Here is a 25861-nt window from a genome sequence, read left to right on the forward strand (position 1 = left end):
TTGTCGGGACAATACTAGCAAAAAAACGTACATCCGGGACGTTCACAAAATATTTACGTTAGATTCTACTTTGGCGCAATTTTAGACCTAGTAAATCTGTTGGATTATAGCAACATGGTTTTGGGTTGCTCAATGAACATCATTATGGAAGCGACAGCCTTATTACCCGCCGAAAAACAACGTTATCAGAAACACCTGAACCTCCCGGAAATCGGCCCAACGGGTCAGCTATTGTTAAAGAACGCCCGAGTGCTCGTTGTAGGCGCCGGAGGGTTAGGTTGCCCCGTACTAATGTACCTTACAGCAGCTGGTGTCGGAACAATCGGCGTTATTGATCCCGACGTGGTGGACCTGAGCAACCTACAGCGGCAAGTATTATACACCACCGATGAAGTAGGTCAACCTAAGGCAAAAGTTGCCGTCAACCATCTGAATCGACTTAATCCAGACCTCACGTTCGATACGTACACCATGGCGCTGGATCTTGGCAATGCCCGTTCTATCATTGAAGAGTACGACGTTGTAGTCGATTGTACAGACAATTTTAAAGTACGTTACCTGGTCAACGACGTTTGCGTTGCGCTCGGCAAGCCGTTTGTGTACGGAGCCATCCACCGCTTCGAAGGGCAGGTAGCAGTACTTAATGCTGACCTGGGCAACGGCCGCCGAGGACCAACCTATCGCTGTCTTTTTCCGGAATACCCGAACCAAATCGAAATACCGAATTGCAATGATACAGGCGTGCTGGGCGTGCTGCCGGGCGTGATCGGTACGTATCAGGCCAACGAAGTCATTAAACTCATCACGGGTATTGGGCAATCGCTGAGCGAACACCTGCTCATGGTCGATCTGTTGAGCATGAATCAGCAAAAGATCAAGACCAAACGCCGGGCCGACGCCGAAGAGCTCGCCCGACAAGGCTTAACCTCAGCGGGGGCACGGCCGACACCTGTTGCAGCAGGCCCTCAGAAAATGTCGACCCGCGAGCTGGCCGAGCGGCTATCGATGGGCGAGAACATCTTTCTTCTGGACGTTCGTGAACGGCCGGAGTACGATCTGTGCCACCTGGAAGGGGCCGTTTTGATTCCGGTTGGCATGATTCCTAACAACCGCAAGCGCATCCCGACCGACCGGCCCGTTGTTATTTATTGTCACCACGGCATCCGCTCGGCCAACGTCGTCCAATATCTGTACACGCAGGATGGCCTCACGAATTTGTACAACCTCGACGGCGGCATCAACGCCTGGGCACGCGACATTGAACCCGAAATGGCTGTCTATTAAGTAGGTGGTCGGGTATGCTCAAGAGGTAGTCATGAGCTATGAGCCACTTCTTCATATCTGACTGTTCTCGACCAGGGGTCCTGGAACCAAGCCTATGAAGGGGCTGTTTTTGGGGTACCGTTGGTAAGGGCCGGTCTTTCCCGTACCTTTGCCGCCCTAAAATGGTACACTAACCAATCATGTTCGTCAACGTACTGAAATCAAAACTCCACCGCGTCAAAGTCACTCAGGCAGAACTTAATTACGTCGGCAGTATTACCATTGATGAAGACCTTATGGATGCCGCTGGTCTGTTTGAAAACGAGCAGGTTCATGTTGTGAATAACAACAACGGCGAACGGCTCATCACCTATGTCATTAAAGGAGAACGAGGCACCGGCATTGTGTGTCTGAATGGAGCAGCCGCCCGGCGTGCGCAGGTCGGTGATATCGTGATCATCATTTCGTACGGCATGATGACGCCCGAAGAAGCAAAGGCTTATAAGCCCATCGTCGTTTTTCCGGATGATAACAACCGACTGGTAAACGGATAAGATACACGCGTTAAACCAAAGGGAGGCATAGAGAATAGGATTTGATGATAATCGTCCTTTTTTCCGTTCCTCCCTTTTCGCTTTGCGGCTTTTTGCCCTATTTCACAGTATGAATGTCAAGAACATCCTCAAATACCTCATCTCGCTGGCTATTGCAGGCGGCCTTCTCTGGTTTACGTTTCAGCAAAGCCACCTCGACGCAGCGGACTTATGGCAGAAAATTAGCGCAGCTGATTATCGGTGGGTGCTGCTGTCGATCGTGTTGACGTTTGTGGCTCACTGGAGTCGGGCCGAGCGCTGGCGTATTCTGCTGGAGCCAGTTGTGCCGCAACGACCCACCGCGGTCGACGCTACAACGAGTGTCCTGACGGGCTACCTGGCCAACCTGGCGCTGCCCCGCGCCGGTGAAGTGGCCCGCTGCGGTACGCTTTATCGTCTGTCGGCCGTACCCGTAAACGTTAGCTTTGGGACGGTTGTCGCCGAGCGTTTGTTCGATGTATTGATGTTACTAATTCTGCTGGCCGCTACGTTCATACTCGAATTTGACCGGCTGAGCCAGTTTTTTATGGAGTTCCTGGGTGGTAAATTACCGAAGGGATCAAGTGGCTCAGGCGTGTTAGTGCTGGTGGGTGCTATTGTGCTGGGAGTAGGCTTGTTAAGCTGGTTTCTATTCAATCGCTACCGTGAAGCTTTGGGACGTCACCCACTTTATCAGAAAGTCAGTGCTTTTGTAGTTGGTTTGCTGGAAGGGCTTCTAAGCGTCCGGAAGTTGCGCCGACCGGGCGCGTTCCTGTTTCACACGGTGCTGATCTGGACAATGTATTACTTAATGTCTTACACCTTGTTTTTTGCCATGCCAGCCACAGCCAATCTGGGTCCACTCGCTGGCCTCACAATTTTGGTGGTAGGCTCGTTAGGCATGGCAGCTCCTACCCCTGGGGGTATCGGCTCGTTTCACTTATTGGTGGGCCAGGTAGCCCTGCTGTATGGACTAACCAGTCAGGATGGCCAGGTGCTGGCGACATTTATCCACGGCGTTTCGACGCTTATGATCATCATATTGGGCATTTTAAGCCTATTGGTTGTCCTGCTCCGCCGGAACAAGGCTACGACAGCCGCCGACGTTTTAGACGACCCCAAAGCGATCCGCTTAGGCTAAGCGAATTTTTATGACCGAGTCTAAGATTCTTACCCGCGATCAAGTCATTAGCCAGGCCAACCAGTGGCGAGCAGAAGGTCAGCAGCTTGTTTTCACGAACGGTTGCTTCGATATTGTTCATCTTGGCCATATCGATTACCTTGAAAAAGCGCGTAATCTTGGAGATCGGCTGATTTTGGGACTCAACACCGATGCGTCGGTCAGCTGCATTAAAGGGCCGCTTCGCCCGGTTGTGAACGAGTACGCCCGCGCCCGGCTTATGGCCGCTCTCGAATTTGTGGATGCTGTTACGTTATTTAGCGAACCTACTCCTATTGAACTCATTGAGGCCGTCCGACCCGACATTCTTGTCAAAGGCAACGATTACACCATCGATACCATTGTCGGTGCGGATTTGGTGATGGGCCGCGGGGGCCGGGTCGAAACGATTTCTCTAGTACCCGGCTATTCTACAACTGCCCTTATTGAGCGTATAAAGCAAAGTTATTAAGCGGCAAAAATAGCCTGTATAGGACAAATAAATATCTTCTTACAATTATCGCGGATCGATCAAACCATGCTGACATTATGTTACGGTAATCTTTAATCTATAATGTTAATGGGAATTTACAAATAAGCTGCTTATTTTTAAGTCCCTGTTACGCGACGCCACCGATGCAGTAGCCGGGTTACTCGTTGATGTAAATAACGTATCACCCCGTAAACCGACAACAAACCCATGACCTTGCTACTGAACCGAAGCCTTGTGGTGGCATGGAGCCTATTCCTACTCGTCTTACTACCTGTATCCGCAAAAGCCCCAACAGACCGCACGGCCGATCAAATTTTGGGGCGCTGGTTATTTCCGGGCCGGGGGTCCAGCGTAGAGGTGTACCGTGCGGGAGATCGTTATTTTGGCCGTATTGCCGAAGTAAGTCCCGCCGGCAAGAAGGAGTATGGATTAACCAAGAACCAGCTTCTATTTACTGATTTAATGTTCGACGGCAGCGGATGGTCGGGTGGTCAGCTCATTCATCCTAAAACCGGTAATTCGTTCGACGTTGAGATAGAAATGCGCGACTCCCGCACCCTGCGTGCAGTCGTTTATAAGGGCTGGCGCTTACTTCATAAAGAGTTCGTGCTGACTCGACAAAATCCCCTATAACTTTCCTCTTTGCTAACCGAGTAACACGGCTCAGTCTATACCTATAGGCTGAGCCGTGTTGTTAAGTGGCCCATAGACTTGATAAATGGTTAAAGGTGTGGGATACTTTTTAGGGCAAACTATTGTTTTACTAATAACCGAGCAGGCTATATCTCGGTTATAATAACCACAAACCTGACTAACCAACAATGATCTGGATAATCATGATAGTAATCTTCGGCCTCAGCGCTTTTGTGAGCTGGAGGTTACGAAGCAAGTTTAACGAGTATTCTCAAATCGGTTTGAGCAATGGCCTGAGCGGTGCCGAAGTAGCGCAGGAGATGCTGCGTCAGAACGGTATCTATGATGTTCGGGTAATGTCCGTCGAAGGCATGCTAACCGACCATTATAACCCACAAGACAAGACGGTTAACCTGAGTGCTGACGTTTATTACGGCCGGAGCGTAGCGGCTGCGGCTGTAGCAGCTCACGAATGTGGGCACGCCGTTCAGCATAAGGTTGCTTATGGCCCTTTACAGTTCCGTTCGGCGATGGTGCCGGTATTGACCGTCTCATCCCGTTATTTACAATGGGTGCTGTTAGCGGGTGTCTTGTTATTACAATCAACGCCCATACCGCTCGCGATTGGTGTTGGCTTATTTGCCTTAACAACGCTCTTCAGCTTCGTAACGCTGCCTGTAGAGTTCGACGCCAGTAACCGGGCACTGGCCTGGATTCAGACGAATGGTGTCGTAAACCAGCGTGAGTACGGCTACGCAAAAGACGCACTTTGGTGGGCTGCTATGACTTATGTAGTAGCTGCTTTAGGCTCATTGGCTACGTTGCTTTATTACGCCAGCCTGTTAATGGGCGGTCGTCGGAGTGACTAAGACATTGATTTCATAAGTAAAATAAAAGCCGCGTCGTTGCTGACGCGGCTTTTTTATGTGTACCTCTTTCTGATCAAACTAGCCGTAGACTGGAGAGCAGACTCACTACGTAACCCGATTCAACCATTTCCTGAGTTGGCGCGGACCGATCGATGAGCGACCCCGCTACGGCTACCGCTATCGCAATGACCAGCGCTGGCCAGAAGCCAACGATGGTAAAGCTGTCCAGAAAGCTGTCAATCAGCTTGAGCAGGACCGCTGTCACAATAATGCGGACAATACCCGTGAGCAGGAAAAATGTAATCAGGTTGAGCGGGAAGCGTATGATCCAGCCCACAAAAAAATTAAGTAGTCCGAGCAACACGGCAATCAATAGTGCTGTACCAAAGTTCTTCACATCAACCTGGGGCATTAGGTAGGCCAGCCCGAAAATTACGGCGGCATCGAGTAACAAGTGTAAAATGAGGTTCATAAGATAAACGTATGAATTTGATTCGTTTGAACAACCGTTTCAGGCACAGATGGTTTAAATACTACAACTAACATATAACCCATGCTGCGTCTCCTGATTCTACTGTTTCCCTTGTTGTTCGCTTGCGAACGAGGCTCATCTCAACAACAAACCGCTACGTCTTCGCCGGGCGACTCATCAAAAATATATCGCTTCACGGAAGCCAGTCGTGATGGCACCGGCAAGGTTTATCAGGGTCGTGAGATTGCCCAGGTTATGGGACACCTCGGTGCGTCATGGCTCGACCGTCCGGAGCGCGAACAGGAAGAACGTACCGACTTACTGTTGCAGGCATTAAACCTGAAGCCCACAGATGTAGTCGCCGATATTGGAGCCGGAACTGGATATTTTACATTTATGATGGCACCTAAAGTACCTAAAGGCAAAATAGTAGCCGTCGACATTCAACCGGAGATGATTACCTACTTAAACGAAGGCAAGGCGAAACACAAGGTTACGAATGTCCAGCCTGTTTTAGGTACCGAATCAGACCCTAAGCTACCAGCTAACAGCATCGATCTGGCCATCTTAATTGATGCTTACCACGAATTTTCCTACCCGCAGGAGATGATGAAGCACATTGTAGCGGCCCTGAAGCCAGGTGGCCGGGTGGCATTAGTCGAGTATCGGGCCGAAGATCCGAACGTTCCCATTAAAGAGCTTCACAAGCTGAGCGTAGCACAGGCAACCAAAGAAATGAAAGCGGTTGGATTAAAGCTGCTAAACAATGATAAGCGCTTACCCCAGCAGCATATCATGTTTTTCGGCAGGTAATAGATCGAACTATGACGCTCTAATCAGTGGCTACGATGAAATTAGCTCCCTTGACGCCAGCTTACTCTTACGAAATCCGTACGAGAAATAAATAACCAGCCCAATAGCGAGCCAAACCAGAAAAATAGCCCAGTTTGTAACGCCCAATTCTGTCATCAGGTACAGGTTCGTCAGGATACCCAATACGGGCAACAACGAAAAGTTACGCTGATAGGCTAACACTGATAGCGTTGCCCAGGTTGCCCAGAAAACGAACAGCAGAGGCTTCTCTTCGGCCGCATGTAACATGCCCCCCGCGTAAACGGCATAAGCGAATGTTGCAATGAAACCAAGCCCAATTAAATATTTACCGTTAACGTAGGGTACCCGAAATTTTGACTGAGCTGAAATCCCTTTAGCATCAAGGTAAAGGATTCCTCCGCAAACGAGAATAAAGGCGAAGAACGTACCGACGCTGGTCAGGTCGATGAAAAACTGCATGTCCAGAAACAGCGAAGGAACCGCTACCAGCACCCCTGTAATGATGGTGGCAAACGACGGTGTCCGATATTTAGGGTGAATCTGGGAGAACTTAGGCCAAAGCAGTCCGTCCCGACTCATAGTCATCCAGATCCGTGGCTGGCCCAACTGATAAGCCAGCAAGGCACTCGTGATCGCGACAACTGCACTCACCGAAATGACCCCTGCCATGAAATCGAGATTCAATTTCTGGAATACGTACGCCAGCGGATCGTCCACACCCAGTTCTTTGAAATTAACCATCCCCGTCAGAACAAGCGTGATTAACACGTAAAGAACCGTACAGATCACGAGGCAGTAGATCATGGCACGAGGCAGATCGCGTTGTGGATTGCGGCACTCTTCAGCCGTCGTCGAAATTGAGTCAAAGCCGATAAACGCAAAAAACACCGACGCCACGCCACTCAGCACACCACCTACTCCATTGGGCGCAAAGGGCGACCAGTTTGCAGGCTTGACATAAAAAGCCCCAACCGCAATAACTAACCCAATAACAATCAGCTTAAGTACCACCAGCAGGTTGCTGGCATTACGTGACTCTTTAATACCGATATACACAAGGGCTGTAATCAGCACAGTGATTAAGCCAGCGGGCAAATCCATGATGACACGTAAATTACCTAAGGCAGGTGCGGCTTCGTAGGCACTAGCCAAAGCTCGTAAATTCTCTGGCAATGAAGCCGCTCCTGCTCCAGCCGCCCGAACCTGTTCATAGGCCCGATGCGCTGATCCATAGTCTGTTGCCAGCCATCCCGGAAATTTTATGCCGAAGCCTGCTAGCATGGATGTAAAATACTCTGACCACGAAATGGCTACCACCATGTTCGAAACAGCGTATTCGAGAATCAGCGCCCAGCCAATAATCCAGGCGAAAATCTCCCCAAACGATACGTAAGCATACGTATAGGCGCTGCCACTTACCGGAACTGTACTGGCAAACTGGGCATAGCTTAGTGCTGTAAAGACGCAGGCAATGGCCGTAAAAACGAAGAGTAACGACACCGCCGGCCCTCCGTTGAAACTAGCCCGACCAATGGTACTAAATATACCGGCCCCGATGATGGCAGCAATACCTAACGAGGTTAAATCGCGGACGCCCAACACTTTCATGAGGTTCGATGAATCGTGTTTGCCAGCGTCACCAATGGCCTGAGTTACGGATTTTTTACGGAAAATGGACATGTATACCTGGCGAAAAACGGTGTCTATCTGCGTTAAACCGCTAAAAATAGAGATACTTTCCGGTTTTTGTACGTTAATTGAGCATTAGTAATACGCAATCAGCCATCCTTGGTCGTTACCTATTTATTATTCTTTATACGCCATGTCCATTCGGGTCCAGAACCTGACTAAAGAGTACGGTAGTCAGCGCGCTGTTAATCAGATTTCATTGACCGTCCAGCCCGGTGAGATTGTCGGTTTTCTTGGCCCTAATGGGGCAGGAAAGTCGACAACCATGAAAATTACGACTGGATACCTCCCCCCTACTGAAGGCACGGTTGAGGTGAATGGCTTTGATGTTCGGACGCAACCCATGGACGTACGGCGTAGCGTTGGCTATCTGCCCGAACACAATCCACTGTATTTAGACCTATACGTTAAAGAATATTTACGCTTTGCCGGCTCCCTGCATGGTCTGCGTGGCTCGGCGCTAAGTCGACGCATTAGCGATATGGTTGAATTGGTAGGGCTGCAACGCGAGCAGCATAAACGCATTGGTCAACTTTCCAAAGGGTATCGTCAACGGGTTGGTTTAGCCCAGGCCCTGCTCCATAACCCGCCGGTTTTGATTCTTGACGAACCAACCACCGGCCTTGACCCTAACCAACTGACCGAAATCAGGCAGGTGATCCAGGAAGCAGGACGCGATAAAACCGTATTGTTCTCAACCCACATTATGCAGGAGGTCGAAGCGGTTTGCGACCGGGTAGTTATTATTAACCGAGGGCAGATTGTGGCCGATAGCCCATTGAGCCAGTTACGACGCGCATCGGCCGGTGAACATATAATTGTCGTAGCAGAGTTTGAAAATGAGCTAATGGCGCCGGACGTCTTAATGACCGTACCAGGTGTGGAGCAGGTTGAACCACTGGGAAAAGGACAATACCGGATCACAGCCGCCCGCAATGCTGATCTTCGAGCGACTATTTTTCGTTTAGCCGCCGATCAGGACCTCACTCTCATTGGACTGCGTCAACAGGAAAACTCGCTGGAGGGAATCTTCAAAGAGTTGACCAAGTAATCCAATATATTCTCCACAAAACCCATGAATTAGCATAAAAAAGGCGAGACACAGAAGCCTCGCCTTTTTTATGCAGACAATGGATTGGCAATCCTTATCGTGCCGTAGCCATCAAAGGATACTGGTCAAAGATTGACCGGACGATTCCTTTGAAGTAGTTATTCTTAAAGTTTTGATTACGCATCATCTTCGATGCATAGCCTTTCCAGATCACCTGATACGACTCAGCGTCGATCAATGAGATCATTAGGGTGCCTTCATCCAGGTTGTAATCAATACGCTTATAGGTAGCATCATCGTCTTCGCGCACTACCCAATCTTTAATAACCGGCTGCTGATACCCCCGAAAACGGAGGTCAGAGCGGAAAATATTATAAGAGATAAGCAAATTCGGATTCCGGTTGCTGACCCGATACCCCCGAGCCTCCATCTGGTGCCGGATGGCATCCTGAATATCGGAGCATAGTAAGGTAGAGTCGACAAATTCACATTCCAAAAAATTGAACGATTCGTAGTTCTTAAAATGGCCTTCGTAACTGTAATCGTGTTCAACGAATAAACGGCTGGGCGAACAACCGGCAATAGTGATAACAGCTAATGCAAACAGAATCCCAATGCACTTTTTCATACTACAGTCTGTAAAGAGTTTTCGATAGTTTGAACTATATTTATTGAATAGCAGTGTTAGTCTTTCCGTCGAACCCAAATATAGACGTAAATGTTTGGCAAACAATAGTGTAAAGCCAAATTTTAATGCTTGTTTAAGCCTCGGTAAAAATCTAGTCCGCGACGCATTTCGGCGGCTGTAACCGGCACATCATAGGCGCAGCTTCCTGGCCCATCAAGCAATGACATACGCACCTGATGTCCCCGGTTTTTCTTGTCCTGTAACGTTAGCGCCAGAACAGGCTCCGTGTCTCCATCCATTAGTCGCACGTTTCCATATACGGCAAACAGGTATTCTTCGATTTGTGTCAGCAACGTTTCGTCAATCATCTTTTTCTGATAGGCGATAAACGCTTCGGCTACCATTCCGACGGCAATGGCTTCGCCATGTAAAAGGCGCTTTCGCGGCTGCTCTAAAAAGTACGTTTCAACAGCATGACCCAGCGTATGGCCAAAGTTGAGAATCTTACGTAGTCCTTTCTCGGTAGGGTCCTGTTCAACAACCCGCTCCTTCAGCGCCACCGAGTGGGCCACCAACGTAGTCCAGTCCTGTTCATTAAGGTCACGTCGGCGAATCTCATCCCACATGCTGACATCGGCAATCAGGCAGTGCTTAATAACCTCGGCGAAGCCCGACCGTAACTCCCGCTCGGGCAAGGTTTGCAGAAACGAGGGATCAATCAGCACAGCATTCGGCTGCTGAAACACGCCTATGTGGTTTTTATAGCCCCGGAAATCAATACCGAGTTTACCACCGACGCTGGCGTCTACCTGAGAAAGCAGTGTAGTGGGTAGCTGCGCAAACGCAATGCCCCGTTTATACGTAGCCGCGCAGAAACCACCCATGTCGCCAATAACGCCCCCGCCTAAATTGATGAGCAGTGCATGACGGTCGAAACTAGCCCGCGTCAGCGCATCCCAAATTAACTCGCAGGTAGCAATGTGCTTCTGCTCCTCCCCTGCTTTGATGCGTACCAGGGTGTGCTTGGGTAATAAAGGCTTAATATCAGGGTAGCAGAACTTAAACGTATGATTATCAACAATAACAGCAACAGACGAGAAATCGTTGGATTCCAGAAAAACAGGCAGGCTTTCGGCAAGCGGAGCAATTGATACGGTCGACATAGTGTAAAAGTACGGAACCTGAAGAGAAACCCACATTTTCGGAATAAATCCAGAAAATCTTTACTTCTTCAACTCGTCTTACTCATCAATTATCAAACACTAGTATCTAATTTCACGTCTTTCGCGGAGTCATCCCTTCTCAGTACTCACCACGGTATATATCCTTTTCCCACTGCCTCTTTATGAACGTTCGCTACCGGGTCTTAACGGTTCTCTTCTTACTGTCAACCATTACCTATCTCGACCGCGTTTGCATGAATGTGGTCAGCAAATATGTCAAAGCCGATTTAGGGTTAGACAACCAGCAGTTTGGCTGGATACTGGGCGCATTTTCGTTGGCCTACGCCCTGTTCGAAATTCCAACCGGCACCATGGGCGACAGCCTCGGCCCTCGCCGGGTACTCACCCGAGTGGTATTGTGGTGGTCGGGATTTACGATGCTAACCGGTACGGCCACTAGTTTTCTGTATTTATTAATTGTCCGCTTTCTATTCGGTATTGGCGAAGCTGGAGCCTATCCAAACGCGTCGATTGTAATATCACGCTGGTTCCCCGCCGTTGAAGTCGGCCGGGCGCAATCCGTTATCTGGGCAGCCGGTCGGTTAGGTGGTGCGTTAACGCCTTTATTGGTGATTCCGTTAGTGCACTGGGCGGGTTGGCGGTGGGCCTTTGCCATACTTGGTCTGGTGGGTGTTGTCTGGGCCGTAGGCTGGTACACGTGGTTTCGGGACGAGCCCACCGAAAAAGCAGGTGTTACGCCTGCTGAACTACACACCATCGAATCAGGCCGAAAAATACGAACGTCTGATCACCGAATTCCGTGGCAAACCATTTTGCGTAATCCTGACTTGTGGGCGTTGATGCTGATGTGTCACTTATTTTTCTACGGCTCATATTTTTTCACTAACTGGTCATCTACGTATTTTCAGGAAGGGCGCGGCCTGAGCGAAGACGACACGAAAAACTTTATCTCACTCTCTTATTTTTTGGGGGCTGTTGGCTGTTTAGTCGGTGGATTACTCAGCGATGCCCTCACGAAACGCTACGGGCTTAAAATCGGCCGACGGGTTGTTGGAGCGGGTGGCCTGGGCTTGTCAAGTGTATTCTTTTTGCTGGCAGGTCTCGCCAGCGACAACCAGACAGCTGGCTACTTATTAGCAACCTGCGTCCTACTGAAAGATTTAGCCTTACCGGTGGCATTTGCCGTTTGCGTTGACATTGGACAACGTAACGCCGGGGCAGTAACGGGCTCTATGAATTTTGCCGGACAACTAGGCGGTTTTTTCATCACCATACTGTTCGGTATGATTGTCGAACAGACGCACAACTTTAACTATCCTCTGTTTTTGATTGCCGGTTGCTTATTGGTCAGTGCTCTGCTCTGGCTAAAAATTGATCCTACCAGGCCGGTAACAGTTCGGGAGTAGCTCATTATAGTACAGAAGCTATCAATCTTATTATTTCCTGTTTCTTGTATCTTGTATGCTCTTCTCTAGGTAATAGCGCAGCACTCCTAATTTCAAATTAAAGCTTATATATGAAAGTTCTTAACCATACATATATTCTACTTTTGGGCATTATGCTGGGATGCGATACTCCATTTATCAACGGTGGGTATGTCAACATAGGAGACTTTAAGACCAGGCTTGACGCCCAAAATAAAGCTGTTTTACACATTCTTGCTAACTATGCTTCTATACCTAAAGACAAGTACTATAAAGTAAAATACGCAGTTCCTGACGCTCCGCTTAATGAACAAAGGGAAAACGCCATTTGGTATCACAAGGGTGATGCGGAGTTAGTGTTTGAAGCAGATGTGTCGAGCGGTCCAGTGTGTAAATGGAAAGAAGTAAGTAGAACTGTGTTAGTCAAGGCCAGCAAATCGGCTGAAAGTCTTTTTACGGTTGATACATTAGCCAAACCCAATCAGCCTTTTAGGCAGTGTCTGTTTCATTAACAAGACAAACTTATTTTTTAAAATACCTATTCTGGGCATTTCCTTCACGGCTGGTAAACTGACGCAGCACTATGGAACTAGAGCGCCTTTCACTTTTGAGTACGATGTAATTTTACCCTATAGCCTTAGTTTGACGTCCCACTCCGTCTGTTTTTCACCATTTCCATCTTTTTTGTTAACTAAAGTCTATAGTTTTAGTTGGTTATAAGAACTCATAATTCCTTTCAACCACTAAAACACAAGGCTATGATTCTTAAAATGGACCAGCTCCCCATTGAGCTACCGAAACCAAAAAATCCGTCGCCCAACAGCGCAGCTGCCGTGCAGGAACTCTTAGGGGGAAAGTTCGGCGAGATGTCGACCTTAATGAATTACACCTATCAATCGTTTAATTTCCGGGGCCGTAACAAGCTTCGCCCGTTTTACGACTTGATTTGTAGTATCGCTGGTGAAGAATATGGCCATATTGAAGTTGTTGCCTACACCACCAACCTACTTCTGACAGGGGCCAGCAAACGAGGTATGGACCCAAGCACAACTCCGCTCGCCAATGGTGTTGATGCCCGTAACACAAGTCATTTTATAGCGAGTGGGCAGTCTGCGTTACCGATGGACTCAATGGGTCGCTTCTGGACCGGCGAAAACGTGTTCAGCAGCGGTAATCTGAAATTAGACTTGTTACACAACTTCTTCCTGGAATGTGGTGCCAGAGCGAACAAAATGCGCGTCTACGAAATGGTAGATGACCCTACAGCTCGCACCATGGTTGGCTATCTGCTCGTGCGCGGTGGGTTGCACGTAGTAGCCTACGCAAAGGCACTGGAAGTCTTAACGGGCGTCAACGTGACCAAACTGCTACCGATTCCGAACCTAAGCAATGCTGCCTTTCCTGAAGCAAAGAAGTTTATGGAAAATAAGCTGCACCTGAAGCTGTACACCTTTAGCCAGGACGACTATAAGCAAGCAGGTTTAATCTGGAACGGAACCCACCCCGAGACGGGCGAGGAACTAGAATTTATCGAAGGCGCTATTCCGGGCGTACCAGCCCCTGACCTTGAAGAAGAGCCACAACTTGATGCGCCGGGGGCATTTGACATTGACCCAGATATGTTCGCTGATATTGCGAAAAAATTAGGGATCAAACTATAAAAATGTAATACCGATAGAACGTGCTTGTAGCCGTAGGCTAGGTTGCAGCTGATAATCTCAGTTTTAACCTAGTCTACGGCTACATCCGCATTTTTTAGCAGCACTTACGATACTATTTTCAATCCTTCGGCGAATGCCTGCATCTGTGGCATGGTGCCCAGGCTAACGCGGCACCAGTATTGTCCGTCGAATTTCCATTGCCGAACGCTTACGCCCTGTTCCATCATCTTCGCAACGAAGTCTTCGCCTTTCGTGCGGATTGGGAACAGAACGAAATTAGTGCCGGACGGCAGGTACGTATACCCATTCTGCTTCAGCGTTTGGTACAGGTACTCCCTTGCCTCCAGCCCTTTCGACAGCGAGTATTTAATGAACTCATCGTCCTGATAACAGGCCAGTGCCGCGCGGATGGTTGTCATACTTAAACCACCGGCTCCACCACCCCATTTAGAAATAGCGGCCAGCGTATCGGGCTGTCCGACCATGTACCCCATTCGCAAACCAGCCATACCATATATTTTTGAGAAGGTACGGGCTACCAACACATTCTGGCCTTTACGAACGTTTTCGATAACGCTGTGTTTAGCCGGATCGCTGGTGTAATGGATATAGGCTTCGTCGACAAACACTGGTTTCTTTGCCGACACCCGGTCAACGAAAGCCCGCAACGCCACCGGGTCTATAGTAATGCCCGTTGGGTTGTTAGGGTTGTTTACGTATACCAGATTCGTATTATCGGAAACGCGTTTTTCCATTTCGGCCAGATTATGGTCGTAGCCGCCCGCCGTTAAGGGCACTTTTTCCCATTTTATGCCATGCTGCACAGCCGCCCGCATCAGTTGCTCATAGGTCGGGTCGGCGGCAATAATGCTACCACCGGGTTTGATGTTAGCGTAATACATGCCAGCCGCTACCAATAAGGAACCGGAGCCTGGGCTAAGCAGAATTTGCTCTTCGGATACCCCTTCCTGCTCGGCAATCATCTTCCGAAGCTGGGCTCCATACTGCATGGGATACAGGTAGCCGTCCGATGATGCCTCCGAAATTGCTTTTAAGGCTTTAGGCGAAGGGCCGTATGGGTTTTCGTTAGCCGACAAACGTGCTTTGATCTTAACTCCTTTAGGAGGAAGCACAGGCAACGCTCCTGCCTCAGCTGTATATAGCCAGGGTTCGCAGTACGCAGCAGGGGCCGCAGCCAGACCTAATCCAGATAGGACGCTGGCCCGAAGCCAGTCACGACGGTTGATGGACATAGTAGAAAGGTTTTCTTTGTTTATGAACTACGATTTCAATTAACTGCCTGCACCCGCGACAAGCGACTGAATGCCTGACCTTTGTATTCTCCGCGCCAGGTTAACAGAACGCTGCTACCCGCAGCCGGAGCGGTCACGCCAAGCTCAGTCCAGGTTTTTGAGATACTTGCTTTACCAGCTTCGTTCGTTGTCAGGTTCCCAAGAACTGTTCCATCGCGTTTAGTAAGCGTAATAGCCAGCGCCGTCACCGGAATCGAGTCAATGCCAACTTTGTTATCTAAAAGGCCGCTCTTATTAAGCTCGTAAATCCTGACAGCCATCGTTACCGGTCCCGCTACTTTCTGCGAAACAACTGGCTCTCCCGTTTGTCCTCCTCCATCGCCAGTTGCGTTGTCAATAACAACTAACACCGGAGCCACAACACGATCCACGAAGGGATCATCTACTTTTGTGCAGCTGACCGCAGCTACGGCACATAAAATTACGCTTAATATTAACTTTGTGCTCATAATATTTTGTATATATAATATTATTACCAACATTCGTTGGCAAAGTATCATTAAAACAGTACTACTTCTCTGCCCACCACAGTTTCGTCTTCATGGTGTCGTCGCCCCCATTGGTGGTTACCCCTTTCCGAACGTTTGCTTCATTGAGCGAATACTCCGACGTTGGGTATTTAATTCGGGTTGGCAGCACGCCATCATTCTCGAAAATAGCCCGAGGATCTTTAGGAGGTAGCACTGGTAAACCCGTCCGACGATATTCAGTCCAGGCCTCAATGCCTTGCCCAAAGAGCGCAATCCACTTCTGCTCCATGATTTTCTCTTTGGAAGCCTGACCGATATTCTTCAAGTAGGCGTCGGTTATTTTCAGCCCATACTGGTCAAATGATGCGGTCATTCCCTTTTCGAAATAGGCTTGTGCATCGCCGGTAATATCACCGTCAACGGCGGCTTCGGCCAGCGTCAGGTTTAGTTCGGCGTAGGTCATCAACACACTCGGGGTGGTCGTTTGCATAAAGTAAGACCCCAGCATCGAACTTGTGGCCAGATACGTGGTGGCAATGGCATCGGGCAGACCATTGGCATGACCGACGTATTTGCCTTCTTTGTTGGGCTGAGCGTATACCGTTATTCGAGCGTCGTTTAAGCCATTGAGTTTATCGGCCAGCGTCTTGCTGATGTTCCAGTCGGTCCGGCTGCCAAACACCATTACTTCGTTCCATTCGTTGTTGCTCGGGCGGGTTGCCGTGTGCTTCAACGTAGCGTTGTCAGCGTTACTGGTGAAGATTGGGTACTTCGTCGCGTCACCCAGAATTTCGGCCATAATGGCTTTCGACTCAGCTGGTTTCTTCGCGGCTTGCCGGTTAGCCAGACGCAGCCGGAGTGAGTTGGCGAACTTCTTCCATTTCAGAATGTCGCCCCCGTACAGAATATCACCCGATACGGCTGGGCCGCTCGTGCTTAGTTTTTCGTTAGCCGTTTTAAGGTCGGCCAGCATACCGGCATAAACTTTATCCATGGCATCGTAGGACGGCGTGTAAACGGGTGCTTCGGCCGTTCCTTTGATGGCTTCCGAATAAGGTACAGCCCCATACACGTCGGTCAGAATCGAGTACACCCATGTTCGCATCACCAGGCCAATTCCTTCGTAGTTAGCGTTCTGGTATTTTCCACCGGCCTGAGACAAGGTTACAATACGCTGAAAGTTGACCAGACCATCATTATAAAAACCTTTCCAATTGTTGTTATAGAAGGCTACCGAAATGCCGTAGTTGTCGCCTTCGTTGGAGTAAATATTTCGGGTCAGGTACTGCATCCAGAGCATAGCGCCGTCCAGATTCAATCGCTCAAACCGAATGTTACTACCCCAGTAACGGTCAACGGAGGCTTCAATGGCGTAGGGCAGCAGGTATTGTGGCCCAACCGCTGTTGGGTTGTTGGGGTCTACGTTCATCGTATCGAAATCCTTGGTGCAAGACGAGACAATGAACAGACTGATGAGTACAATAAGTATCTTTTTCATGGTTTTTTTCTCTGTGTCTCTCTGTGCGTCTTGGAGTATCTCTGTGGCATGAAAAATTGGGACACAGAGATGCACGGAGCAACAGGAGATTCACAGAGGGTTTAGAATGAAAGATTCAGATTTACGCCCATGCTTCGGCTACTTGGCAGTTCACCATAGGCAAATCCCTGCGAGTTGGCACCAAAGCGGTCGGCTTCCGGATCAATGTGGGGCGTATTCTTGAACAGCATCAGCACATTACGGCCCACCAGCGAAATCTTGGCGGAACGAATCTTCACACGAGTAAGAAAAGCCGCGGGGATCTGGTAACCCAGCGTTACCTCACGTAGCTTGACGTAGCTGGCGTCGAAAATAGCGGCTTCATGATACCGGCGCGGGTTGTTGTAACCGTAAAGCGCATTAGCCGGAACGATGGTTGTGTTCGGTACGTAATTCGGACTTTCGGCCGTACCAACGTTTACGACGCCTTTGCCAATAATGCCTTCTTCGCGACCCAGCGCCGTTTCGGCATACTGGCCTGTCCAGCGAGCGGTGCCCGTTCCTTCGTCGAACAGGCTGCCTCCCGACCGCACGTCAACCAGAGCCGACAACACAATGCCTTTGTAGCTGAAGGTATTTTGCCAGCCGCCCGTCCAGTTGGGTTGAATGTTACCCAGCACCCGAGGGGTCGACGAAACAACCGGATAGCCGTTGGCACCATAGATTATCTGCCCATCGGGAGCATGTTCGAAACCAATTCCGTACAACGTCCCATAGGGCTGACCAACGCGGGCTTCTGAGTTTAGCCCCTGGCGGCTGTAGAGCACATACGTAGTTAGCCCTTCAGCCAGTTCAAGCACTTTGTTGCGGTTACGGGCAAAATTCAGGGTTGTTTCCCAGCTGAAGCCATTAGGCAAGCGTACCGGCGAGCCGGTCAGTACGATTTCTACTCCCTGGTTCGATATTTTACCCGCGTTCAAGATGCGCGTATCATAGCCACTGGCTTTCGAGATTTCGACGCCAAGAATCTGGTTACGCGACACCTGGTTGTAATACGTCAGATCGAGACCGATTCGACCTTTCAGGAAACGAAGGTCTAACCCTAGCTCAGTACCGGTTGTGATCTCGGGTTTTAGCGTCGAGTTGGCAATCTTCTTGTTCTCGTAGAATTCCGGAACGGAGCCATTCCACGAGCCATTGGCCCGGAAAGTTTGCAGCAGTTGATACGGATCAGCATCATTACCAACCTGCGCCCAGCTAGCCCGCACTTTAGCAAATGATAATACGCGGCTTTGCAAATTCAGCAGCTCGGTTACTACGCCACTGACCGACACGGATGGGTAAAAATACGAACGAGCTTCGGCGGGCAACGTACTCGACCAGTCGTTACGGGCCGTTGCATTAACGAACAACGAATTACGCCAGCCAAATTCGGCCGACCCGAAAGCACTGTTCACCTGTGATTTTTCGATAGCACTTTCAGCTGTGTTCTGGCTGGGGTTAGCGTTACCCGCGTTATAAACACCGTCGACAACCAACTGACCTACTTTCAAATAGTTGCGCTTGTAATAGTTGGTGCGGCTGATACCACCCGCCTGCGCATTAATGGTGATGTCACTCGTAAGGGCTTTATTGAACGTGAAAATAAAGTCGCTGTTGGTTTCCTGACGCCGTAGCACTTCTTCCGAGTATGAACCTGGCGTCGTATTACCGTTACGGACTCGCTCAAAGTTCAGCACGTTGATGCGTGTATCTGTCCAGACGTCCGTACCCGAACGTACCAGCAAGCTCAGCGACGGTAGAATCTTGTAGTTCAGTGCAATGTTACCGACTAACCTGTCTTTATCATTCCCGTAAGGCAGCTTAGTCTGGGTAAAATACGGGTTAGTAAAAAAGGTATGCTGCCAGTTCGGCGGATCGGTGTCGGCCGGTTTACCCGGTAGCGCCCGATTGATGCTTATATTCTGGTAGGTTTCGTAGTCACGCAGTTGATCCCAGGATACATGCCGGTGCGCCCAGATGAACTGCTGCCCCTCGGTATAGCCCCGGTTCTTCGAACCCGACTTGATATATTCGGCGGATAAAGTGACATTCAGCTTAGGCGTAAAGTTATAGCCTGAGTTAAATTTGAAGTTATTGCGATGGAAATCATTGTAGTACATGATTCCCTGCTGATCGAGCCGCCCAATGCTAATTCGGAAATTTCCTTTGTCATTGCCACCTGACAGGGCAATGTTGTTGGTAAAGGTTTTGCCCGTTTGCCAATATTCGTCCCAGTTGTTTGGCTGAGGAGTCAGCGGAGCCACGTCTTTGCCCGTCCACCATTGCCGAACGAGCCGCCCGTCCAGGGGAGCGCCCCAGCTTTCGTCGGTACCTTCCGTACCGTTCAGGGGTGCGTTGGGGCCATAAGCGGCTCGATACTGGCTGATTTCAAGCGGATCAGTGATCGAACCACTCCAGCCATCATTGTACCAGGTGCGGTAACCGTTCCCCCCCCCGTAGGTATTCTGGAAATCAGGTTTGATCCAGGGCCGCTCGAACGTAGTGTTTGAATTGATTTCGACACCAATGCCTTTCGTACCGGCGCCATTTTTTGTTGTTACGAGAATAACCCCGTTGGCCGCCCTGGAGCCATACAAAGCCGCGGCATTGGGCCCTTTCAGCACGGTCATTTCCTGAATGTTGTCAGGATTAATTTCCGCCAATCCCGAGCCAAACTGCTTATCGAACGTTTGCTGAATGGGCACACCGTCGATAACTACCAGTGGCTGATTGTTGCCCGACACCGATGATGCCCCCCGGATTTGAACCGTAGAGCCGGTGCCTGGCCCGCCATTGCTACTAACGCGCAAACCGGCCACTTTCCCCGATAAACCGTTGACTACGTTGGTCGTGCGGGCTTCGGTCAGTTGCTGACCTTTTATTTCCTGCACACCATAACCCAGCGATTTCACTTCTTTTTTGACCCCGAAAGCCGTAACAACAACTTCGGAGAGCGCTCGCACATCAGACCGTAACGTAAAATCCAACACGGAGCGGTTGCCTACTTTAGTTTCTTCGGTCGTGAAACCAATGGAGCTAAAGGTCAACACGGCATCATCGCCGGGCACACTAAGCGAGTATTTACCTTTTGCGTCGGTTGTTGTGCCAATTGTTGTTCCTTTCAGCACAACGTTGACACCGGGCAGCGGCCCCTCTTCGGCGGAGATGACGGTACCTGTCAGTACGCGGTTTTGAGCGAACGTAGTTGTCCCTGCACAAACCCAGCAAAAAAACCAGATCAGTAGTCGTTTAGGCATAAGAATCGGAAAAATTACGACAGTTACGTACTCCCGGTCGCTCGGGCGATGCCGGATACTGGCCGCCCGATCCGAACCGCCCGAACTAACCGGGCGTACGGCAACTGCCCTTGCCAACCTCACGGTTAGCAGGTGAAACACAGCAATACATGCAGATAAAATGAGGTACTTCAATTACCCTATTGTTAGCTGGCTAACCTAGGGTAATTCAACTCTGGTACGAGCTAGATGTGTAGCTATGAGCCTTTCAGCTCAGCTAACTCAAGCTCTTTGACGAGCGACTGGTTATAGCCAGCTGACTCGCCGATTAACCGGTTGCTCCACAAGTGCGGCCAGTGAGCAACCCGTTCTGGGAAAGACAATCCTTTAACTACATTTTAATGAATCAAATATAGGCCTTTAATGTAAAATCAAAATAGTCTTTTAATAATTTTTACTGACACCTCTATAAAATTTTACTTGTCTGTCTTTTTACAAAATATAATGTTTATATACGTTTAAATTTTTTCTCATTTTAATCCTAATTTCTTTTATTCTGTATAAATACTAGGATTGGTTGTTTTCTTGCTCCTTTTACTAGATTTTTGAAACAATTTTCATCAATTTTTAACCTACTCTTATTCTGCTTATGCAGCTATTTGTACGTAGTATGTTCCTGGTGCTGCTGAGTGCAGCCACTTTTTTGGATGCATACGCCCAAGATCGCACGATCACGGGTAAAGTCACTTCAGCCGAAGACAACGCCCCCATTCCTGGAGCCAGCGTAGTTGTCCAGGGTACAACACGTGGCACCACCACTGATGCCAGCGGAAATTTCCGCATTCAGGCCAGTAAAGGCCAAACACTCCGGGTTAGTTTTATTGGCACAACCAATCAGGACATTACTGTAGGCAATGCCGATGTCATAAACGTCGTGTTGAAGCAGGAAGACAACGCACTAAATGAAGTCGTCGTAACGGCGCTCGGCATTAAACAGGAGAAGCGGTCATTGGGCTATGCGGTCAGCGAAGTTAAAGGAGCCGAGTTGGCAGAAACGCAACGCGAGAACTTCCTAACATCGCTTCAGGGTCGGGTACCGGGTCTACAAATGTCAACCACGAGCGGACTGCCGGGTGCCTCTGTGCAAATTCAGCTACGGGGTGTAAACTCTATTGGGGGCGATAACTCTCCATTGTTCGTTGTTGACGGTTTACCTATTAACAACAGCACGTTCAGTCAGGGTGCCCTGGTTTCAGACGGGCCAAACCGAAACAGTGACTACCTGAACCGTGCCGCCGATATTAATCCCAACGATATTGAGAGTATATCCGTCTTAAAAGGACCAGAAGCGGCAGCGCTTTACGGTATTAATGCGGCTGCCGGAGCCATAATCATTACAACTAAGAAAGGTAAAGCTGGACGCAGTAACGTTAGTTACGACAACGTATTTCGGGTTGATCATGTGTATCGTTATCCCAAAACTCAGACCGTTTATGGACGGGGCGTAGCTGGCACTCCTAGTCCTACTGCCCTGTCTTTTTTAGGGCCGAAATATCCGGAAGGTACTCCTATTTTTGACAATCCAAGGACGTTTTTCCGGGACGCCTTCACGCAGCGGCACAACCTAACGTTCGACGGCGGTACGGAAAAACTCACTTACCGGGCGTCAAGCAGCTTCACCGACGCACAGGGTACTATACCCAACACCGGATCGCAAATTCTAAATCTTTCGCTCAATCTGACGTCGACCATCAGCTCGAAGCTGGAAATAACCCCTTCCTTACAATACACCAGCAACAAGATTCAAAAGCAACCGGCGGGCACCTTTGGCTACCTTATTAATCTGCTAACCTGGCCTGCCAATGATGACATTAGCACGTACCTCAATCAAGACGGCTCCCGTCGGCGCATTGTAACGGAAGCGGGGGGCGAATTAGACAATCCGCTCTTCAACGTTAACCGGAACCAAAGCAGCGACCAGACCAATCGTACCATCGGGCGGCTGGGCGTAAAGTTCGACCCAACCTCCTGGCTCAACATTACCGGACGTATTGGTACTGACTTAGCCATTACTAATGGTAATAATTTCATTCACCCCGAAACCAATGAAGGCTTAAGCCGACGAGGAGCGATTGAGAACTACACTCAGAGTAGCCGTATTCTGACTAGTAACGTATTGACAACCATTCGCCAATCATTCGGCAGTAAAATCAAAACATCGTTACTGCTGGGTGGTGACCTGTATGACTCTCGTGAGCTAACTACAGCTACTTACGGCGAGAACGTGTATATACCCGATTACAACTCGTCGAATAATACTGATCCTATTTCACGAAACCACAAGCTGACAATTCTGCAACGACGTGTAGTCAGTTTACTTGGCCAGTTTACGTTCGGTTACGGCGACTTAGTTTACTTAACCGTAACCGGGCGTAATGACTGGACATCAACAATGCCAATCCAATCCCGGTCTTTCTTCTACCCATCGGTGAGTGGTAGCTTCGTCCTAACTGAACTACCAGGTTTGCAAGGTAATCGGGTGGTATCATTTGCCAAACTGCGGGCCTCTTACGCCGAGGTGGGTAAAGATGCCCGTCCTTACCGCGTTTTATCGAGTCTGACAACACAAACTACCACTGGGGGCGGCTTTGGTTACAATTTCTATGCAGGCAACCCCAATCTCAAGCCAGAGTTCGGTAAGAGTATGGAAATTGGTGGCGAAGTACAGCTCTATAATGGTCGGTTAGGACTAGATCTAGCCTACTACGACACGCGCCGGATCGACCAGATTGTGGAGCAACGACTCAGCTATGGTACAGGCTTCGTATTTGGCCTGCTGAATGGAGGTTCATTTTCCACGAAAGGGATTGAATTTGCCCTGACGGGTAAGCCGATCAAAACAGCAGATTTTAGCTGGGATGTTATCGCCAACTTCTCGCGCTACCGCACGGCCGTGCTGACCCTTCCAGCAGCCAACGTACCAGAATATTACAACTCCGACACCTGGCTTTACGGCAACATCCGGGCGTCGGCTTTTGTCAAAAACGTAGCCGACTATTTCCCCGAACAGTCGTTAAGACCCGAAGACCTTCGGGGAGCGGGATCGGCTCTTGCCTTTGGTGGCTACGACTATCTAAGAAACGCGCAGGGGCAAATTCTTATCAATCCCTCAACGGGTCTACCAATTACAAACACGAATTTTTTGCCCATCGGTGACCGCACTCCCGATTTCACAATTGGCTTAACAAACTCGTTCCGGTACAAAAATTTGAGTTTGTCATTCCTCCTGGATATTCGCAAAGGGGGCGACGTTTTCAATGGTAACGAAATGTACATGTTCCGCACCGGTCTAAGCAGAAACACACTCAACCGCGATCAACCTGTGGTATTCTCGGGGGTATTACGCGACGGAAAAGAGAATACCGCAACCCCTACCGTCAACACCGTTCAGGTTACGCCTTTGTATCGCAGCGACTATTTTTCGGCTTTACCCGAATCTGCTTTCATTGAGCGCGACATAAACTGGATGCGTCTGCGCGACCTAACCTTGAATTATACGTTCCCGGCTCAATGGCTCGATCGGACGAAGGTAATTCGGCGAGTGGGCGTGTTCGTAACAGGTACCGACCTGTTTCTACTGACCAACTATACCGGTGCCGACCCGAACGTTAATGGCACAACCGCCACCTCACAGGGAGCCGGAGCTGCCGGATTCGACTTTGGTAAATTGGCCGTGCCACGTGGGCTCTCATTTGGTATTCGGGTTGGATTTTAATTAGACATTGACGTGTAGAAGTTAATCTTCTCATTGGTTAAGTAATTCATATCATCAATGAAAAAACATCTTTTTCTACTTCTGACGGCCCTTGGATTTGGCCTGAGCAGTTGTAACGAATACTTAGACATCAACGCTGATCCCAGTTTTCCGCAGGTGTCGGACGGTAATGCCCTGCTTCCACCTATCATTGCTAACATGGCACGTGGCGAAGCGTGGGATACGCGTTACGTTGGCAAATACGCCCAATATTTTGCCAGTTCGGCCAGCGGTGACACCTGGGACCGGCATGGTTATATATTCGGTTCGGGTGACCTGGGGGGCGAAAAATGGAGTACGCACTACTGGCGCATCGGCCGCAACATTGACCTCATGATTGAGGACGGCGAGAAAACCCAGCGGTACGACCTGGTTGGTATTGCGAAAGCCATTCGTGCCTGGAGCTGGCAATCATCGACCGATTTATATGGCGAGATGATTTTAAAGCAAGCCTGGGATAGTGAACGCTATCAGTTCGACTTCGATCCCCAAGAAGACGTCTATAAGGAAGTCGTCCGGCTCAGTGAAGAAGCTCTTGCTGATTTGGCCCGTACTGATGGCAAAGAGCCTTCAGCCGCCACCCGTCCTGGTGATCTAGCTTATAAGGGTGACAAAACCAAATGGGTTAAGTTCATATACTCTGTCTTAGCCCGGAATATGCTGCACCAGAGTAATAAAGCTACCTTTAATGCTGATAAAGTAATTGAGTACTGTGATAAGTCGCTGGCTAGTAATGCCGATAATTTCAACGTAACCCACCGCGCCAGCTCATCCAACGACGCCAATTTTTTTGGCCCACGCCGTGGCAACGTCAATACGTTTCGGCCCACTACATTTATAATTGGCCTACTCGATGGTACACTGTCTAATGGGGTGCTTGACCCTCGCCTGCCACTGATGTTTTCGCCCTCGCCCGATGGTGTTTACCGGGGCGTAACACCGACACTGGGCGACCCCAATAACGTCACGGGAAATACCAAACGAATTCCATTTTTATTCGGCTATTCGCCCGCTACTACTCCTACGGCCGGAACGGGTAAATTTTTATTTAAGGATGATGCTATACACCCGATCGTTACGTATGCTGAGATACAGTTTATGAAAGCGGAAGCCGCTTTCCGAAAAGGAGACCGGGCAACAGCCTTAGATGCGTATCGCAAGGGTATCCAGGCCAATATAGAATGGACGAATAGCGTTGATGTGACGGTTGCGCCTATTCCAGCCGCAGAAATAACCAAGTACATGAGTAGCAAAGCCGTGATTCAGACCCCAGATGCCCTGACCATACGCGATATCATGCTTCAGAAGTACATTGCTCTATTCATGCATGGCTCGTTAGAGACCTGGGTTGATCTCCGCCGGTTTCAATATGACCCAGCCATTTACACAGGCTATTTTATCCCAACAGGTACTGGTTTGTTTCCTGATAACCAGGGCAAGCTTGTACAGCGGATGCGCCCCCGGTACAATTCTGAATTTATCTGGAATCGCGTTCCTTTAGCGAACATAGGTGCTACCCTGCCCGAATACCATACAAAAGAACTTTGGTTTTCAACCAAGTAAACGCATTAATGAAA

21 protein-coding genes are annotated in these 25861 nt (G+C 49.3%); 13 read left to right on the top strand and 8 right to left on the bottom strand.

All coding sequences use genetic code 11. From position 1 onward, the window contains the following. Positions 1 to 144 precede the first annotated feature (144 nt). The 6 genes from moeB to ACFSUS_RS05210 all read left to right on the top strand — a co-directional run bounded on the left by moeB (position 145) and on the right by ACFSUS_RS05210 (position 4989). On the top strand, positions 145 to 1284 hold the full coding sequence (moeB, locus tag ACFSUS_RS05185; RefSeq protein WP_381520042.1) for a molybdopterin-synthase adenylyltransferase MoeB: 1140 nt from the start codon (positions 145 to 147) through the stop codon (positions 1282 to 1284). Positions 1285 to 1463: 179 nt separating this feature from the next. Continuing rightward, a complete protein-coding gene (panD, locus tag ACFSUS_RS05190) occupies positions 1464 to 1817 on the top strand; it encodes an aspartate 1-decarboxylase (RefSeq protein WP_381520045.1) in 354 nt (117 codons plus the stop codon). 109 nt (positions 1818 to 1926) lie between these two features. Next, a complete protein-coding gene (locus tag ACFSUS_RS05195; RefSeq protein ID WP_381520048.1) occupies positions 1927 to 2976 on the top strand; it encodes a lysylphosphatidylglycerol synthase transmembrane domain-containing protein in 1050 nt (349 codons plus the stop codon). A 10-nt stretch (positions 2977 to 2986) separates the two neighbouring features. After that, positions 2987 to 3466: a D-glycero-beta-D-manno-heptose 1-phosphate adenylyltransferase gene (gene rfaE2 / locus ACFSUS_RS05200; protein WP_381520049.1), complete on the top strand. Its 480-nt coding sequence runs from the start codon at positions 2987 to 2989 to the stop codon at positions 3464 to 3466. A 228-nt stretch (positions 3467 to 3694) separates the two neighbouring features. Next, entirely contained in the window at positions 3695 to 4120 is a 426-nt protein-coding gene (locus ACFSUS_RS05205) for a DUF2147 domain-containing protein (RefSeq protein ID WP_381520051.1), read from the top strand. A 203-nt stretch (positions 4121 to 4323) separates the two neighbouring features. Next, positions 4324 to 4989 carry a zinc metallopeptidase gene (locus ACFSUS_RS05210; protein ID WP_381520054.1) on the top strand — a complete coding sequence of 222 codons (666 nt, stop codon included), beginning with the start codon at positions 4324 to 4326 and terminating at the stop codon, positions 4987 to 4989. Between the two features lie 73 nt (positions 4990 to 5062). Here the strand turns inward: ACFSUS_RS05210 and ACFSUS_RS05215 are convergent, their stop codons facing one another. Next, complete coding sequence (locus ACFSUS_RS05215; RefSeq protein WP_381520057.1) at positions 5063 to 5461, bottom strand: phage holin family protein; 399 nt, start codon at positions 5459 to 5461, stop codon at positions 5063 to 5065. 81 nt (positions 5462 to 5542) lie between these two features. Between ACFSUS_RS05215 and ACFSUS_RS05220 the strand changes: the two genes are divergently transcribed. Beyond that, positions 5543 to 6274: a class I SAM-dependent methyltransferase gene (locus ACFSUS_RS05220; protein WP_381520060.1), complete on the top strand. Its 732-nt coding sequence runs from the start codon at positions 5543 to 5545 to the stop codon at positions 6272 to 6274. Between the two features lie 30 nt (positions 6275 to 6304). Here ACFSUS_RS05220 and ACFSUS_RS05225 read toward each other — a convergent pair whose 3' ends face one another. After that, positions 6305 to 7975 carry an amino acid permease gene (locus ACFSUS_RS05225; protein WP_381520063.1) on the bottom strand — a complete coding sequence of 557 codons (1671 nt, stop codon included), beginning with the start codon at positions 7973 to 7975 and terminating at the stop codon, positions 6305 to 6307. A gap of 142 nt (positions 7976 to 8117) precedes the next feature. Here ACFSUS_RS05225 and gldA point away from each other — a divergent pair, with 142 nt between their 5' ends. Next, positions 8118 to 9035, top strand: a complete 918-nt coding sequence (gene gldA, locus ACFSUS_RS05230; protein WP_381520065.1) for a gliding motility-associated ABC transporter ATP-binding subunit GldA — start codon at positions 8118 to 8120, stop codon at positions 9033 to 9035. A 94-nt stretch (positions 9036 to 9129) separates the two neighbouring features. On the opposite strand, the gene ACFSUS_RS05235 is transcribed toward gldA, so the two are convergent. Together ACFSUS_RS05235 and aroB are read right to left on the bottom strand one after the other, a co-directional pair. Then, the gene (locus ACFSUS_RS05235; protein ID WP_381520068.1) at positions 9130 to 9663 is read right to left on the bottom strand and encodes a DUF4136 domain-containing protein; all 534 of its coding nucleotides are present in this window, start codon (positions 9661 to 9663) and stop codon (positions 9130 to 9132) included. 122 nt (positions 9664 to 9785) lie between these two features. Further along, positions 9786 to 10826 (bottom strand): 3-dehydroquinate synthase, encoded by a 1041-nt coding sequence (gene aroB, locus ACFSUS_RS05240; RefSeq protein ID WP_381520071.1) that lies wholly within the window; start codon positions 10824 to 10826, stop codon positions 9786 to 9788. A gap of 182 nt (positions 10827 to 11008) precedes the next feature. Between aroB and ACFSUS_RS05245 the strand changes: the two genes are divergently transcribed. From ACFSUS_RS05245 to ACFSUS_RS05255, 3 genes are all read left to right on the top strand, one after another. Further along, positions 11009 to 12253 (top strand): MFS transporter, encoded by a 1245-nt coding sequence (locus ACFSUS_RS05245; RefSeq protein WP_381520074.1) that lies wholly within the window; start codon positions 11009 to 11011, stop codon positions 12251 to 12253. Between the two features lie 110 nt (positions 12254 to 12363). Further along, positions 12364 to 12783, top strand: a complete 420-nt coding sequence (locus ACFSUS_RS05250; protein WP_381520075.1) for a hypothetical protein — start codon at positions 12364 to 12366, stop codon at positions 12781 to 12783. A 246-nt stretch (positions 12784 to 13029) separates the two neighbouring features. Then, on the top strand, positions 13030 to 13932 hold the full coding sequence (locus ACFSUS_RS05255; RefSeq protein WP_381520078.1) for a manganese catalase family protein: 903 nt from the start codon (positions 13030 to 13032) through the stop codon (positions 13930 to 13932). Between the two features lie 104 nt (positions 13933 to 14036). Here the strand turns inward: ACFSUS_RS05255 and ACFSUS_RS05260 are convergent, their stop codons facing one another. The 4 genes from ACFSUS_RS05260 to ACFSUS_RS05275 all read right to left on the bottom strand — a co-directional run bounded on the left by ACFSUS_RS05260 (position 14037) and on the right by ACFSUS_RS05275 (position 20491). Next, positions 14037 to 15185 carry a pyridoxal phosphate-dependent aminotransferase gene (locus ACFSUS_RS05260; RefSeq protein WP_381520081.1) on the bottom strand — a complete coding sequence of 383 codons (1149 nt, stop codon included), beginning with the start codon at positions 15183 to 15185 and terminating at the stop codon, positions 14037 to 14039. A gap of 35 nt (positions 15186 to 15220) precedes the next feature. After that, positions 15221 to 15694, bottom strand: coding sequence for a hypothetical protein (locus ACFSUS_RS05265; RefSeq protein ID WP_381520083.1), 474 nt, complete (start codon positions 15692 to 15694; stop codon positions 15221 to 15223). Between the two features lie 61 nt (positions 15695 to 15755). Then, positions 15756 to 17213: a SusD/RagB family nutrient-binding outer membrane lipoprotein gene (locus ACFSUS_RS05270; RefSeq protein ID WP_381520085.1), complete on the bottom strand. Its 1458-nt coding sequence runs from the start codon at positions 17211 to 17213 to the stop codon at positions 15756 to 15758. 101 nt (positions 17214 to 17314) lie between these two features. Then, positions 17315 to 20491: a SusC/RagA family TonB-linked outer membrane protein gene (locus ACFSUS_RS05275; protein ID WP_381520518.1), complete on the bottom strand. Its 3177-nt coding sequence runs from the start codon at positions 20489 to 20491 to the stop codon at positions 17315 to 17317. Between the two features lie 628 nt (positions 20492 to 21119). Here ACFSUS_RS05275 and ACFSUS_RS05280 point away from each other — a divergent pair. Together ACFSUS_RS05280 and ACFSUS_RS05285 are read left to right on the top strand one after the other, a co-directional pair. Further along, positions 21120 to 24245 (top strand): SusC/RagA family TonB-linked outer membrane protein, encoded by a 3126-nt coding sequence (locus ACFSUS_RS05280; RefSeq protein WP_381520088.1) that lies wholly within the window; start codon positions 21120 to 21122, stop codon positions 24243 to 24245. Positions 24246 to 24302: 57 nt separating this feature from the next. Beyond that, entirely contained in the window at positions 24303 to 25847 is a 1545-nt protein-coding gene (locus ACFSUS_RS05285) for a SusD/RagB family nutrient-binding outer membrane lipoprotein (RefSeq protein WP_381520091.1), read from the top strand. Positions 25848 to 25861 lie beyond the last annotated feature (14 nt).

It is taken from the genome of Spirosoma soli, assembly GCF_042684525.1.
Taxonomy (GTDB): Bacteria; Bacteroidota; Bacteroidia; order Cytophagales; family Spirosomataceae; genus Spirosoma; species Spirosoma soli.